12 protein-coding genes are annotated in these 13,280 nt (G+C 61.0%); 9 read left to right on the forward strand and 3 right to left on the reverse strand.

Going from position 1 to position 13,280, the window contains the following annotated elements; translation table 11 throughout:
- Positions 1-9: 9 nt before the first annotated feature.
- Together AAEZ05_RS02320 and AAEZ05_RS02325 are read right to left on the reverse strand one after the other, a co-directional pair.
- Entirely contained in the window at positions 10-1,485 is a 1,476-nt protein-coding gene (locus AAEZ05_RS02320) for a DHA2 family efflux MFS transporter permease subunit (protein ID WP_350646508.1), read from the reverse strand.
- The gene (locus tag AAEZ05_RS02325; protein WP_045057892.1) at positions 1,485-2,621 is read right to left on the reverse strand and encodes an HlyD family secretion protein; all 1,137 of its coding nucleotides are present in this window, start codon (positions 2,619-2,621) and stop codon (positions 1,485-1,487) included. The genes AAEZ05_RS02320 and AAEZ05_RS02325 overlap by 1 nt, the downstream gene beginning before the upstream one ends.
- A gap of 260 nt (positions 2,622-2,881) precedes the next feature.
- Between AAEZ05_RS02325 and AAEZ05_RS02330 the strand changes: the two genes are divergently transcribed.
- From AAEZ05_RS02330 to AAEZ05_RS02360, 7 genes are all read left to right on the forward strand, one after another.
- On the forward strand, positions 2,882-3,505 hold the full coding sequence (locus AAEZ05_RS02330; RefSeq protein WP_045057882.1) for a TetR/AcrR family transcriptional regulator: 624 nt from the start codon (positions 2,882-2,884) through the stop codon (positions 3,503-3,505).
- A 10-nt stretch (positions 3,506-3,515) separates the two neighbouring features.
- On the forward strand, positions 3,516-4,043 hold the full coding sequence (gene mug / locus AAEZ05_RS02335) for a G/U mismatch-specific DNA glycosylase (RefSeq protein WP_045057891.1): 528 nt from the start codon (positions 3,516-3,518) through the stop codon (positions 4,041-4,043).
- 138 nt (positions 4,044-4,181) lie between these two features.
- Positions 4,182-5,426, forward strand: a complete 1,245-nt coding sequence (locus tag AAEZ05_RS02340) for a serine hydrolase domain-containing protein (RefSeq protein WP_045057881.1) — start codon at positions 4,182-4,184, stop codon at positions 5,424-5,426.
- A gap of 573 nt (positions 5,427-5,999) precedes the next feature.
- Entirely contained in the window at positions 6,000-6,824 is an 825-nt protein-coding gene (locus AAEZ05_RS02345) for an aspartate/glutamate racemase family protein (protein ID WP_350646510.1), read from the forward strand.
- A complete protein-coding gene (locus AAEZ05_RS02350) occupies positions 6,821-8,206 on the forward strand; it encodes an FAD-dependent oxidoreductase (protein ID WP_350646511.1) in 1,386 nt (461 codons plus the stop codon). Before AAEZ05_RS02345 ends, AAEZ05_RS02350 begins: the two co-directional genes overlap by 4 nt.
- Complete coding sequence (locus AAEZ05_RS02355; protein ID WP_350646512.1) at positions 8,203-8,991, forward strand: electron transfer flavoprotein subunit beta/FixA family protein; 789 nt, start codon at positions 8,203-8,205, stop codon at positions 8,989-8,991. The genes AAEZ05_RS02350 and AAEZ05_RS02355 overlap by 4 nt, the downstream gene beginning before the upstream one ends.
- Positions 8,988-9,947 carry an electron transfer flavoprotein subunit alpha/FixB family protein gene (locus AAEZ05_RS02360; RefSeq protein WP_350646513.1) on the forward strand — a complete coding sequence of 320 codons (960 nt, stop codon included), beginning with the start codon at positions 8,988-8,990 and terminating at the stop codon, positions 9,945-9,947. Before AAEZ05_RS02355 ends, AAEZ05_RS02360 begins: the two co-directional genes overlap by 4 nt.
- 72 nt (positions 9,948-10,019) lie before the next feature.
- Here AAEZ05_RS02360 and AAEZ05_RS02365 read toward each other — a convergent pair whose 3' ends face one another.
- Positions 10,020-10,979: a LysR family transcriptional regulator gene (locus tag AAEZ05_RS02365; protein ID WP_350646514.1), complete on the reverse strand. Its 960-nt coding sequence runs from the start codon at positions 10,977-10,979 to the stop codon at positions 10,020-10,022.
- A 97-nt stretch (positions 10,980-11,076) separates the two neighbouring features.
- Here AAEZ05_RS02365 and AAEZ05_RS02370 point away from each other — a divergent pair, with 97 nt between their 5' ends.
- Together AAEZ05_RS02370 and AAEZ05_RS02375 are read left to right on the forward strand one after the other, a co-directional pair.
- Positions 11,077-12,531, forward strand: coding sequence for an FAD-dependent oxidoreductase (locus tag AAEZ05_RS02370; protein ID WP_350646515.1), 1,455 nt, complete (start codon positions 11,077-11,079; stop codon positions 12,529-12,531).
- Entirely contained in the window at positions 12,528-13,259 is a 732-nt protein-coding gene (locus AAEZ05_RS02375) for an SDR family NAD(P)-dependent oxidoreductase (protein ID WP_350646516.1), read from the forward strand. The genes AAEZ05_RS02370 and AAEZ05_RS02375 overlap by 4 nt, the downstream gene beginning before the upstream one ends.
- The last annotated feature ends 21 nt before the right edge of the window (positions 13,260-13,280 follow it).

The following is a 13,280-nucleotide window of genomic DNA, read 5'->3' on the forward strand; positions in this document are numbered from 1 at the left end:
CCACTAACATTAGTTGGCCGCAACGGGCTTGCGCAGGAACAGCACCAGTGGACTGACCACCAGCATCGCCACTAGCAGAATCTTGAATTGGCCCATGACCGCGATAAACGCCGCTTGATGGGTGATCAGATGGTTCAAGCCCTCGAGCGCTGGCGGGGACGTCGGCAGCGAATGGCGATAGGGCGTCAGCTGGCTGGCCAGCGCCGAGTGCATGGACTGGGTGTTGTTGAAGAAGTAGATCTGCACCACCGCCACGCCAAGCGTGCTGCCGTAGACGCGCATCAGGTTGAAGAAACCGGTGGCTTCCGGGCGCAGCTGCGGTTCGAGGGTGCTGAAGGCGACTTTGCTCAGGGCCGGCATCAACATGCCGAGTCCGGCGCCCTGGACGAATCCGCTGACGGCCATGGGCGTCCAGTCCATCAGTGGCGAGTAGCCGAGCATCAGCCAGTTGGCGTACACCACGAGCGCGATGCCGAGGACAACAAACAACCGAGGATCGATCCGCGTCGGCGCCCGGCCCATCAGCAGGAAAGCGCCGACCAGGCCAATGCCGCGCGGTATGGTCAGGAACCCTGTGGTGTCTGGCGGGTAACCGAGGATTTCATCGAGCATCGGTGAGGTCAGCGCCATGGTCGACAGCAACACGAAACCGAGGGCGAAGAAGATTGCTGTTGAGCATAGGAAGTTGCGGTCGGCGAACAAACCCTTGCTGAGGAAATGTACCTGGCGCGTCAGCACATGCACCACGAACAGGTACAGCCCGAGCGCGCTGGCCAGCGCTTCGATCCAGATCTCCGGCGAGTCGAACCAGTCCAGCCGTTCGCCACGGTCGAGGAGCATTTGCAGCCCGATCATGCCGAGGGTGAAGCTGGCAAAGCCGAAGAAATCGAATGCGGGACGCTGTGCGGCTTTCTTCTCGGCGAGCAACAGTGTTACGACCATGAAGATGTAAGCGGTCAGTGGCAGGCTCAGGTAAAACATCGGTCGCCAGTCGAAGTACTCGCAGATCACACCGCCGATGCTCGGACCGCTGACGATGCCGAACAATACCAGCGCCGTCCATTTCGGGCCAAAGCCCTGGCGGCGTGCGGCGGGCAGCGTCTCCATGGCAATAGCCATCGACAACGGCGCCAGCACGCCGGCGGCGAGGCCTTGCAGGATGCGCGCGGCGATGAACGTCAGCGGCGTGTCGGCCAGGGTACCGAGCCACAGGCCCGTGGCGAACGCGGCAAGCGCAGTCTGATAGACAAGCTTCAAACCAAAGCGCCCGGCCAGCCATTGAGCGACCGGCGTGGTGATGGCGCTAGCGGCAAGGTACGCGGTGAAGATCCACCCGGCCTGGTCGTCGGTCATCGACAGGCTGCCCTGAATCAGGCGCAGTGCCGCGTTGGGCAGCGGCAGGTTGGCCGACTGCAGGTAGGTCGCAAGCAGGGCGACGAAGCGCAGGGCGCGGGCGTCGGCTGCCGCCGAGGTGGTGGTATTCATCAGAAGTCACCTGCGCTCAGCAACGACTTGAGGGGATGCCACCATGGCGTACGGTGCCCGGTGTCGACCCGGACCGTGGCGCTGGTACCGGAAAACAGCGGCAGGCTCGGATCAAGCTCATCCAGCTCCAACCGTACCGGCACCCGTTGCACTACTTTCACCCAGTTACCAGTAGCGTTCTCCGGCGGCAGCAGAGCAAAGTCGGAACCTGCGCCCGGGCTCATGCTGGTAACGTGGGCCTTGAACTGGCGATCCGGATAGGTATCGATCGAAATGGTCGCGGCCTGCCCGGGGCGCATGTGCGTGACTTGCGTCTCGCGGAAGTTGGCTTCGACCCAGATCTCGCGGTTGGAAATCAATGCGAACGCGGGCGCGCCGCTGTTGAGGTAGTTGCCGACTTGCAGATCGTCGACCTTGGCAACGATTCCGTCGTCCGGTGCGGTCACGGTGGCGTAGGACAGGTACAGTCGCGCCTCATCGAGCTGCGCCTTGGCCTCGCGAACGGTCGGGTGGCTGTCGATAGCGATGTTCGCGTTGCCGTTCAGCGCGACCACCGTGCTGGCGATTTGTTGTTCAATCGAGGCGATGCGTTGGTGCGAGACTTTAAGGTCGGTTTCTGCCCGTTCGTATACCGCTCGTGAGACGAAGTCGGCGGCTACCAGGGCTTTTTTGCGGACGAACTCTTTCTGGTCGTAATCCTCCGACGCCCTGGCCGATTGCAGTTCGGCCTGTTGCTGGCGATAGCTGGCCTTGAGGCTGTCAATGCGCAGCCGGGCGTTACCCAGTTGGGCTTCGGCGCGGTCGACGGCGATCTGCAACGGCGCCGGATCGATGAGAAACAGCACCTGGCCCTTGTGCACCGATTGGTTATCTTCCACCGCGATCTCGACCACTTGCCCGGAAATCCGCGCATTGATCGAGGCTTTTGCGACCCGGGCGTAGGCGTTATCGGTGGAAACGAAGGGCTCGTTGGCCAGGTAATAGTTGCAGCCCAGCGCTGCAAACAGCGCCGGGAGGCCGGCCATGAGCAGCGGCCGAAGCTTCTCCTTGAACTGCTTTTTTGGCGAGGTGCCACCCAGGTCAGGACCTGGATGTTGTTGGGCGTTTGTTGCCGAGAGATCGAATTGCTTAGTCATGATCGAATCCACCTGTAACCGGGAAATCGGGCCGACCTGTGCGCAATCGCCAGCGGCCCCGACATCATCATTGCCGTGAGTAATCAAGCCCGTGCGCGGCGGGGGGAGGGTGGCTCCGTTGCCGCTGTTTTCGTCGTCGCCAGACCCGGTTCGAGCTCCGCTACAACAAACTGCGAATCAAGGAATTTGTGTTTCCTCAATTTTGTGCGATGGTGTAAGAATATGGGTGACTAACCCTTCCTGCAAGGAATTTGTACGACATGGCACAAAATAAACCGACGGTAGGAAAAGGCCGCGGCCGTCCCCGCGCCTACGATCCGCAGACCGCGCTGAACCAGGCGCTAGGTGTGTTCTGGAACACCGGCTATTCGGCGGCTTCGCTGGATAGCATCGCCAGCGCCGCCGGAATGAACCGGCCGAGCCTCTATGCCGCGTTCGGCGATAAACACGCGCTGTATATAAAGGCGCTCGACCAATATTGGGAAACTGCCCATGCCACGATGCAGGCCGCGCTGAACAACAGCGACCTGACGCTTGCGCAAGCGCTGATAGACTTCTATGAGGGGCAACTGGCGATTTACTTCTCGGGTGACGGCCAGCCTCGTGGCTGTTTTGCGATTGGCACGGCGACCACTGAAGCGGTCGAGGATCTGCAGATCCGCGAAGTGCTGTCACTGCGACTCAGTCAACTGGATGCTGATCTGGAAGCGCGGTTGCGCAAGGCCGTCGCCTCCGGCGAGTTGCCAGGCGATGTCGACGCCGAATCCCTGGCGGTACTGGCGTCGTCGTTGCTGCACAGCATTTCGATCCGCGCCCGCGCCGGCAAATCCCGCGAGGAACTGAGCGCGCAGGCTCGTAATGCCGTTCGCGTCATCTGCGGCTGAGAGGTGTCAGGTGGGAGAGGGGCTTGAGGACATTCTGGCCGAAAAACTGTCAGTGGTTTTTTGCGGCATCAATCCCGGACTGTTGGCCGCCGCCCAGGGGCATCACTTCGCAGGGCGGGGCAATCGCTTTTGGCGCACATTGCATCTGGCCGGGTTCACCCCGCATGTAGTGTGCGCGGTAGACGACCACTCGCTTCTGCAATACGGCTGCGGATTGACCGCCGTCGTCGAGCGGCCGACGGCGCGGGCGGATCAGTTGTCGGCTGATGAATTCAGCGCTGTAGCTGTCGGGTTCAAGCAGAAGATCGCCCGCTGTGCGCCTCGCTACGTGGCGTTTCTTGGCAAAGCTGCATACGCCGGATTGTCCGGGCGAAAACAGCTGCAATGGGGGCTTCAGGCGGAGACGTTTGCTGGCGCGGCAGTGTGGATTCTGCCGAACCCCAGTGGACGTAATCTGGCTTTCAATCTGGAGCAACTGGCGGCGGCGTATCGAGAGCTCTACCGGGCATCTGTGGTTGGAGCGCGGGTGGCCGATTGAGCGCAAAGACATAAACGTGAAACATATCCGCCATTCCATCAGCGCTGCCCATGCGGCGCAATCCCAATGAGTAGGCTATGGTTCAAGCGCGTGCGTGTCCCAATGTTCGTGAACGGCAAAAACAAAAAAGGATAGGTTATGCACTCATCCGTTATTTTTCGTCCGGCTGCGCCTGGTCGGGCGCTGCTTCTCTCGCTGGGTCTGCTCTCTGCGGGTATCACCTCGGGCGCATGGGCTGACGACTATCCCCACTCCCAGGAGCCGATTGGCACCGTCGAGCAGATCTATGACGGCGCCATGCTCCCCGATCTTGCGGTCAGTACCTACCGCAACATCGACCGGCTGTTCCCTACCCACAGGATCAAGGCCGGCGACCACCCGTATGCGCTGGCGAAATCGGAAAAACAGTTGCCCGACGTGCGCTTTACTGTAGGGGACAAAAAGTACGACCTGTATGACTTCGTCGCACTGGACAGCATTACGGCGATGCTGGTGCTCAAGGACGGCAAGGTCGTGTTCGAGACCTATCAGCGTGGCAACACCGAGAAAACGCGCTGGATGTCGATGTCGATGGCCAAATCCATTACCTCTACGCTGGCGGCTGCAGCGATCAAAGACGGCCTTATCAAGGGCCTCGATGCGCAAGTGGTGGATTACGTTCCAGAACTAAAGGGCAGCGCCTACGATGGCGTAACCGTGCGCAACGTGCTGATGATGTCGTCGGGGGTGAAGTGGAACGAGACCTACACCGACCCAGCGTCTGACCGTCGTGCGCTGCTCAAAGCGCAAATATCGCAAAAACCGGGTTCGGCCATGGCGTTGATGGCAAGTTTGCCGCGAGCGGCTGAGCCCGGCACGACCAACAATTACAGCACTGGCGAAACGCAGGTACTCGGAGAGATCGTTCGTGGCGCTGTGAAGATGCCGCTGGCCGATTATCTGTCGAAGAAGATCTGGCAGCCGTTCGGTATGGAGAGTGATGCCCGGTGGTGGCTCGATTCACCTGACGGCGTGGAAATCGGTGGCAGCGGTATCAGCGCCACGCTGCGCGATTATGGACGCTTCGGGCTGTTTTTCATGAGCGGCGGCAAGATCGATGGAGCGTCGATTCTACCCGAGGGTTGGGTCAAGGAGGCGACGCTGCCGACCACCCTCAAAGGCGGCAAATCCCTGGACTACGGCTACATGTGGTGGACGGCATGGACCGAGCCGTCGGTGAAAGACGGCGCCTATTCCGCGGTCGGTATCCAAGGCCAGAACATCTACATCAACCCCGCCAATAACGTGGTAATTGTCACCTTCGGTGCCCAGCCCAAGCCGGTTGATAAAGAGCCGATCGACCCAATGGTGTTTTTTGATGCCGTGGTAGCTGCGTTGAAGTAATTCAGAATGTCGGATGACGTTGATGTCATCCGACGAAAGACTGTAGCAACTGTGTTGGTGTGCTAAATGCGCGTTGGCCTGTAAAGGCTTCGCATATTTTTTCTGCTTCTCAAACCTGTGAGCAAGAGGCGATGACTGCTTAACAATTATCACGCGGACTCAGTTTGTTCGTTCCTACCAGTGAAACCCGGCATATCGCTGGTTCTGCCGGTTAAGCCTTGAAGATGAAGCCCCCCAATAATCCGACTTTTTCAGCAGAGTGAGCCGATTGTGGCCTGTCATTGAGGCCAGTCCTTGCTGCCCCGAAATTTAAGTGCTCGGAGATAAAAAGCTGACTGGATGCCTTCGCGCCTGAAGGTACGGTCAGAGTAAAGAGTAGAGGCTTCTTTCCGGAACATGAGCCTCGTTATTTTTCGATCTTGCAGGTTTTTTGAAAGGCCCGTTCAACCTCAGCGTCTACTCAGCCTTGCGCCGGTCCGCTAATAATTCCTCATCAACTATTCGCCAGGGTGTTTCAGTGAGTTGGCCGCAAGGTCAGCGCATCCAGGACCTGGCTCTTGAATGAGGACACCTATGAGCATCCGTATCTGGCATCAAAGTTTCACTGTTCTAAGCGACCTGGGTGCTTACGACGAAGCGTTGCGCGCACATTTTCGCAAGGTTGCCCGCCCAGGCACGGAAATCCATATGCACGGGATGCTCCCTGGCACGTACCGCAACAACTATCCCGGCGATGACATCAAGTATTCAGCGCTGCAATACTTGCATGGCCTGCAGTTCATGGCGGCGGGCATCAACGCCCAGGATCAGGGGTTCGATGCCTACGCCATCAGTACGCTGCCGGAACCGGCGCTCAAGGAAACGCGCAGTCTGCTGGACATTCCAGTGGTGGGCTATGGCGAGTCCGCGATGCTGACCGCGTGCATGCTTGGTCGCACCTTTGGGGTGCTGGTGTTCATCAACGAATTGGTGGAACAGATTACTGAAAATGCCGCGCGCCATGGTCTTGCCGGGCGGTTGACCGGGGTGCGGCATGTGGGCTTTCACTTTGCCGATGTGCTGGCGGCCTTTAGCGACCCCAGTGATCTGATCGAGCGCTTTCGGAGCGCCGCTCGTGGCCTGATCGCCCAGGGTGCCGAGGTGATCATTCCCGGGGAGGCCCCCCTCAATGTATTGCTGGCCACCCATGGCGTCAACGCTGTCGATGGGGTGCCGGTACTCGATTCGCTCGGCGCCTGGGTCAAGCAGGCGGAAGCCATGGTCGACTTGCGTCGCGCCAATGGTACGAGCACCTGTAATCGTGGCTATTTCTCGGCTCAACCGGCGCCTGATCGTGTTCGGGAAGTCTTCGGGTTCTATGGCTTGTCCACACTTTTGCACGCTGGAGGCCCGGTATGAATCATTACGAATGCGACCTGTTGGTAATAGGGGGCGGGCTGGCGGGTTTTTGCGCAGCCCTGAGTGCGGCCCAAGCGGGGTTGCAGGTGGTAGTGCTGGAAAAGACCGCACAAACCGGCGGTTCATCGGCCATGAGCGGCGGTTGCCTGGCCTTCGCCGGCACCGATCTGCAGCGCTCCCACGGCATTGAAGACTCCTCGCAACTGCTGTTCGATGACCTGGTGGATGTGGGCAAAGGTGAATGCGACGAGTCCCTGGTCAAGCTCTACACAGACCACCAACTGCAGACTTATCAGTGGCTCAAGGACAACGGGGTGGTGTTCGCCGAGGTCATCGAGGCCGCCTCAGGGCAGTCGGTGCCACGGGTGCACAACGTCGATCCCGCCGACATGGTGCGCCAACTGCAACTGGCCGCGCTCGCCACGAACAAGGTCGAGGTGTGGCTGCACAGCCGTGCCCGTCGCCTGCTGCGCAACGAAGGTGGCCGGGTGGTCGGGGCCAGTATCGAGCGTAACGGTGAGCAGCAGCACGTCATGGCCCGCAGCGCTGTGCTGTTGGCCAGTGGTGGTTTTGTGCAGGACCGTGAGTTGATTCACCGTTTTGTCCCCCAGTACGACAATGCGGTGTTTATCGGTGGCGAAGGCAATGAAGGCGACGGCCTGCGCATGGCCTGGGCCCTGGGCGCGGACGTGCGCGACCTGCCCTACATCAAGGGTACGTTCGGCAAACACCCGATGGACGAGCACAACCACCACGCCTGCCTGGCCGTTTACAAAGGCGCGATCGCGGTTAACCAGGACGGTCGGCGTTTTGTCGACGAGTCGCAGTCCTACAAGTTGCTCGGCGATGCGGTCATGCAGCAGACATTCGGCGTGGGTTACCAGATCCTCGACCAGGACGTCATGGACAGTGGTGACAACCAGGTCCGTATCCTCGATTTCACCAGGCGCCTGGAGGAGGGACTGTTCGTCGAGGCACAGACCCTTGAACAGCTGGCGCGCCTGATCGAAGTGCCTGAAGACGTATTGCTGGCTGAAGTTGCCGCTTACAACGATGCCGTGCGCCAGGGGCTGCCACCGGCATTCGGGCGTCAGCATCTGGTGCACCATCACGGCCAGTTGCGCACCCTCGAGCGTCCTCCTTTTTATGCCTACCCATCGACGGCTGCGGTGTTCGGCACCTATTGCGGGGTGATCGTGGACACGCAGTTGCGTGTGCTTGATGTATTCGCAGAGCCCATCGAGGGCTTGCTGGCGGCGGGCGAGATGATCGGTGGCTTTCATGGTGCCGCTTACATGACCGGTTCGGCGTTGGGCAAGGCCGCCGTGTTCGGACGCCTGGCCGGCGCCCGGGCACGCACTGCGAGCGAGGGCCGACCATGAAGATTCTTGTGCTGCTGGCGGGCGTAACGGATATCCGCTTCCCGCTGCACCCCATCAGTTTGAACAGCCAGGCGACGATCGATGAGCAAGGATCGCCCCGGCGCGTGCTCAGCCCGTTCGACGAGGCCGCGCTGGAAGTCGCGCTGAAATTGCGTGACGCCTGCGCCACGACACAGATCGATGTGTTGCTGTTGGAGGGCGCCAACAGTGAAAACCTGATGCGCAGTGTCGCGGCGTTTCGTCCCGACTCATTGCACTGCCTGGAGCTCAAACCCCTGCAACTGTGGGATGCCCGTCAGACTGCCGCGCAGATCGCCGGGCTGATCAAGCGCGATTACGGCGGGCACGAACTGGTGCTGGTGGGGCGTGAACTGGGCGATCTGGATGAAGGCAGCATTGCGGTATTGCTGGCGCGCAAGCTTGGCAGATCACAGTTTTCAATGGCCCAGTCGGGCCAGTGGCAAGGTGAGCGACTGTGGCTGATGCGCGAGCGCGGCACCTGTGAAGAGTGGCTTGAGGTCGATCAGCCCTTGTTGGCGAGCGTGACCAATGATCGGCGCAACAAGCTGCGATACGCGCTCATGAAAAACGTCATGCAAGCCAAGCGCATGACCTTTCCCCATGTCGCGGCGTCGGCCCCGGTGCGTGCCGGGTTGACCTTGTCACAGCTGCAAGCCGCGCCAGTCATCCCTCGTCACGGTCAGTGTCGGCTATTGAGTGGGGACGTCGGACAGCAGGCCAAAGCGTTGGCTTGCTGGTTGAAAGAGCAAGGTGTCAATCCATGAGCAGAATTCTGGCAGTAATCCCCCAGGCCTGGGGCGCTCAGGCGCTGGAAGCAGCCCTGGGTGCAGCGCAACAGGTCAGTGCCGGGCAGGACTTCGCGGCGGTGCTGATCAGCAGCCAGCCCAGTGCGCACCATGCCGAACTGGCGATTCGGGCCGGAGCCCGACAGGTGTACCAGTCTGTGCATGGGGCTTTAGGCGAATGTGACGAGCCGCAGGTGCTGGTGGCGGCGGTTGGCGAAGCGCTACGGGCGATTCCCCGGCTCGGTGGTGAGGTGCCGTTGGTGTTACTGCCACCGGGGCCTCCTGGCGAAGAGCTTGCGGCATTGCTGGCCGACGCGCTCGATGGGCAGGCGTTGGGGCGTTGTGTTGCACTGCGATTCGAGGGCGAGCGACTTGTGGCTGAACGAGCGGCCTGGGGCGGGCGCATGCGTCTGTGCCTGCACGTCGACAGCGGTCCGGCTTTCGCCTGTCTACGGGCAGCCCGGCCACTGTTCAATGCGCAAGCCGAGGCCGATATTTTCACCATCGAATTACACGGCCAGCTGCCCAGGGCGCTGACCCTGGACCAGCGCCAAAGCGGTCAACAACTGCCGCCTCTGGAGGGCGCCAGACTGGTGGTGTCCGGTGGACGAGGGGTCAATGAACAGGGCTTCGTGTTGCTTGAGGAACTGGCGGTGAACCTGGGCGGGACACTGGGCGGCAGTTTGCCCGCAGTGGATGCGGGCATGGTCCCGGTGCTGCGCCAGGTGGGTGTCTCCGGCAAGTTCGTAAGCCCGCAGATCTACCTGGCGGTGGGGATCTCTGGCACCCTGCAGCATCTGGCCGGGGTCAGCCTGGACAGCTGCATCGTGGCCATCAACCAGGACCCCGAGGCGGATATTTTCAAGGTCGCAAGCCTGGGCATCGTCGCCCCTTGGGAAACCATGCTGCCGGCGTTACTGGATGAGTTGCGCTAGGTTCCTGGGCACCGAAGAATCCATGCCAGTCCACGCCTGTGACTGGCATTGTTCATTGGGCGGCGCGGGGGGCTAGACGAGCCCGCGTCGTCCCTGCTTTATCGAGATGCTTGCGCCCGACGCCGGGCGGCGCTGGGCATCCAGGGCATCCAGGGTGGCCAGGATGAAATCGATGAACGCGCGGGTGCGCGGTGCGATAAAACGCGCCTTGGGCGTCACCGTATAAAAGCTTCGGCTGCCGGTACTCCAGTCGGGGAATAGCTCCACCAGTTCGCCGCTGCGGATCAGTCCGTTGACGAACACGTCCAGCACGTAGATGACGCCTTGCTCGGCCAGGGCGGCCTGGATCAGCGCGTCGGTGCTGTTGAAGTGCAGGTCGCCACGGGGCGTCAGTTGGTGTTGCTCGCCCTCGCAGGTAAAGGTCCAGTCCGAGACGGTGTAGCGGCCGGCGCCGAAAATACCCAGGCAGTGTTCAGGCTGCAGATCCTGCGGCTGTTCGGGCGTGCCGATCCGTTTGAGCAGCCCGGGCGCTGCGCAGGCCACGTAGTGCGCATGATAGAGCGGTCGGGCGACCAGGTCGGCATCGTTGACCGAGTCGATGCGAATCGCCACGTCGGTGCCGGTGGCGATCAGGTCTTCGGCATGGTCGGTCTGGCGCAACGCCACGGACAAGCCGGGGTGTTGCGCGGTAAAAGCGGGCAATGCCGGACACAGCAAGGCACGGGCGAACGCCGCTGGCGACTCGATGCATAACTGTCCGCTGATCTCGCCCTTTTTCTGACGAACCTGAGCTTCCATATCGGCGACCAACTGCAGCACCTGGTTGCACTGCTCGAAATAACCTTCGCCATCGTCGGTCAAGCGCAACGAGCGGGTGTTACGCGATAACAAGGACACCCCCAGGTAGTCCTCCAGCTTGCGCACGCTTGCAGTCACGGTGGCATTGGCGATATCCAGCGACTCGGCGGCGCGGCTGAAGCTGCCGCATTCCACCACGCGCACGAAGACTTGCATTGCCCAGAGTCTGTCCATCGGTTTTCACCTTTTTCTAATAGCCCATTAGCCGCGTCAGGCTCGAACCCAGGGGCAGCGATTTCTATAGTACCAGCCACCAAGAGAGGAACTACCCATGGCTGAATTAAACTTCGATCTGATTGTGGTGGGCTGCGGTGTTGCCGGCTTATCGGCGGCGGTGGCGGGCGCCGAACGGGGCCTGCGCGTGGCTGTCCTGGAACGGGCCAGTCGTGAAGAGCGGGGCGGGCAAAGCCGTTTCACTGAGGCTTATCTGCGAATGAAGAGCCATACGGAGGTGACCGACGATTTCGACGGATTCCTGGCCGAGCATTCCGGGTATTACCAGGATCCGGATTTTGTCGCCGAAACCCTCGCCGACCGCGCTGACTGGTCGGCACAAACCCGCGCACTGGGTTCCGTTGACGCCAGTGTGATCAGCACTTTTGCCGAACAGGTGCCAGGCACCATCGAATGGCTCAAGAGCCACGGCGTGAAGTTTGATTTCCTGCCGACCCAATTCTTGACCAGCACCCAACCACGGCTGCTGCCGGTCGGCGGCGGCGAGGCAATCGTCGAAGCCCTGGCGGCTAAAGCCGAGGCCCTGGGCGCGGAGTTTTTCTATGAAACCTCCGGGCGTGAACTATTGACCGAAGGTTATGCCAAGGTCCTGGGCATTCGCGCCCTTTCTCGTCAGCAGGGCGATCTGGTTTTTCGTGGTGCGGTGGTACTGGCCAGTGGTGGCTTTGAAGGCAATACCGAAATGCTCAGCCGCTACCTTGGGCCGCGTTCGGTGTATCTGCGCCCGGTGTGCAAGGGTGCCTATTACAACCGCGGTGAAGGTATCCAGATGGCGCTGGACGTCGGCGCCGCGGCCAGTGGCGATTACGGCAGTTATCACGCCGAACCCGTGGACCCGCGTTCGGGCATTTCCGAGCCGTCGATTTTCGTTTTCCCCTACGGCATCCTGATCAACAAACAAGGGTTGCGCTTCACCGACGAAGCACCGGGTACCGTGGATGCCTGGTACGAACGGGTCTCGCGCCAGATCTATCAACAGGATGAAGGCATTGCCTGGGTCATTCTCGATCAGAAGGTCAAGGACGTCCCCAACTACCGTCTGGCGATTCGCACCGATCAGGCTGCGATCGAAGGGGCAACCCTGGCCGAGCTGGCCGCCAGACTGGGCGTCTGCCCAAGCACATTGCAAGACACCGTGCGCCGCTACAACGCCGCCTGCGTGCCCGGGGACTACAAGCCCCTGCAGCTCGATGGCGTGGCCACCGCTGGCCTGGTGCCGCCGAAAAGCAACTGGGCACTGCCGTTGGATACCGGTCCGTTCTTCGCCTACCCGATTATTTCCGCCAACGTGTTCACCTTCGGTGGCCTCAAAGTGGATGAGCGCGCCCAGGTGGTCAACGCCGACGGCCAGCCGATCGGCAACCTTTACGCCGCCGGCGAAACCGTGGGCTTGTATTTTGGCAACTACGCAGGCGGCACTTCAGTCCTCAAAGGCCTGGTATTCGGCCGCTTGGCGGGCCAGGCCGCGATGCAGCAGCGGGGTGCTCAATGAACATTGCCGTGGTGACCGGTGCCGGCGGGGCCATTGGCAGCGCCGTATGCAAGCTGCTGAGCAGTGAAGGTTATCAGGTCGCAGCACTGGACTTGGCCGAGCCTCGGGTGCTGGGCCCGAACATGCGTTTCTATTCTTGCGATGTGGCTTCGCGCATCGCCGTGCGTGATGTAGTCGAGCAGATCGAAGATGACCTGGGGCCTATCACCGCGTTGGTCAATGTCGCGGGGGTCCTGTCCACGGGTAGCGCGCTGGAGCTCAAGGTCTCCGAGTTCGAGCGGGTGATGCGGGTCAATGTACAGGGCACGCTCATTCCTTGTCAGCTGATCGGCCAACTGATGGCCGAGCGCAAGCAGGGCAGCATCGTCAATATCGGTTCGGTGGTCGGCAAGAACGGTGGCAATGCGCGACCGTGGCTGGATGCAAATGAACAGGCGCGGGCCGGTGGCGTCGCTTATGGCATGTCCAAATCGGCGGTGCACACCATGACCCTGTTCCTGGCCAAGGAACTGGCAAGTGCCGGGGTTCGGGTCAACGCCGTGGCCCCGGGTCCGGTAGCCACTGAAATGACCACAGCCTTTCCAGACAATCTGCGCGCGCTGATCCCGTTGGGTCGTATGGGCCGCGCCGAAGAAGTGGCGTTCGCCGTCAGCTTCATGCTGTCGGACAAAGCAGGATTTATCAGCGGGGAAATCCTCGATATCAACGGTGCACTGTGGTGCGACTGATTAAAACCAAGGGAAAAGCAC

It is taken from the genome of Pseudomonas sp. HY13-MNA-CIBAN-0226 (assembly GCF_040310305.1).
GTDB classification, from domain to species: domain Bacteria; phylum Pseudomonadota; class Gammaproteobacteria; order Pseudomonadales; family Pseudomonadaceae; genus Aquipseudomonas; species Aquipseudomonas gregormendelii.

Bases quoted from the DNA above. Each gene is read 5' to 3' on its own strand.
- AAEZ05_RS02320 (WP_350646508.1), bottom strand. From the start codon at position 1,485: ATGAATACCACCACCTCGGCGGCAGCCGACGCCCGCGCCCTGCGCTTC.
- AAEZ05_RS02325 (WP_045057892.1), bottom strand. From the start codon at position 2,621: ATGACTAAGCAATTCGATCTCTCGGCAACAAACGCCCAACAACATCCA.
- AAEZ05_RS02330 (WP_045057882.1), top strand. From the start codon at position 2,882: ATGGCACAAAATAAACCGACGGTAGGAAAAGGCCGCGGCCGTCCCCGC.
- AAEZ05_RS02340 (WP_045057881.1), top strand. From the start codon at position 4,182: ATGCACTCATCCGTTATTTTTCGTCCGGCTGCGCCTGGTCGGGCGCTG.
- AAEZ05_RS02345 (WP_350646510.1), top strand. From the start codon at position 6,000: ATGAGCATCCGTATCTGGCATCAAAGTTTCACTGTTCTAAGCGACCTG.
- AAEZ05_RS02350 (WP_350646511.1), top strand. From the start codon at position 6,821: ATGAATCATTACGAATGCGACCTGTTGGTAATAGGGGGCGGGCTGGCG.
- AAEZ05_RS02355 (WP_350646512.1), top strand. From the start codon at position 8,203: ATGAAGATTCTTGTGCTGCTGGCGGGCGTAACGGATATCCGCTTCCCG.
- AAEZ05_RS02360 (WP_350646513.1), top strand. From the start codon at position 8,988: ATGAGCAGAATTCTGGCAGTAATCCCCCAGGCCTGGGGCGCTCAGGCG.
- AAEZ05_RS02365 (WP_350646514.1), bottom strand. From the start codon at position 10,979: ATGGACAGACTCTGGGCAATGCAAGTCTTCGTGCGCGTGGTGGAATGC.
- AAEZ05_RS02370 (WP_350646515.1), top strand. From the start codon at position 11,077: ATGGCTGAATTAAACTTCGATCTGATTGTGGTGGGCTGCGGTGTTGCC.
- AAEZ05_RS02375 (WP_350646516.1), top strand. From the start codon at position 12,528: ATGAACATTGCCGTGGTGACCGGTGCCGGCGGGGCCATTGGCAGCGCC.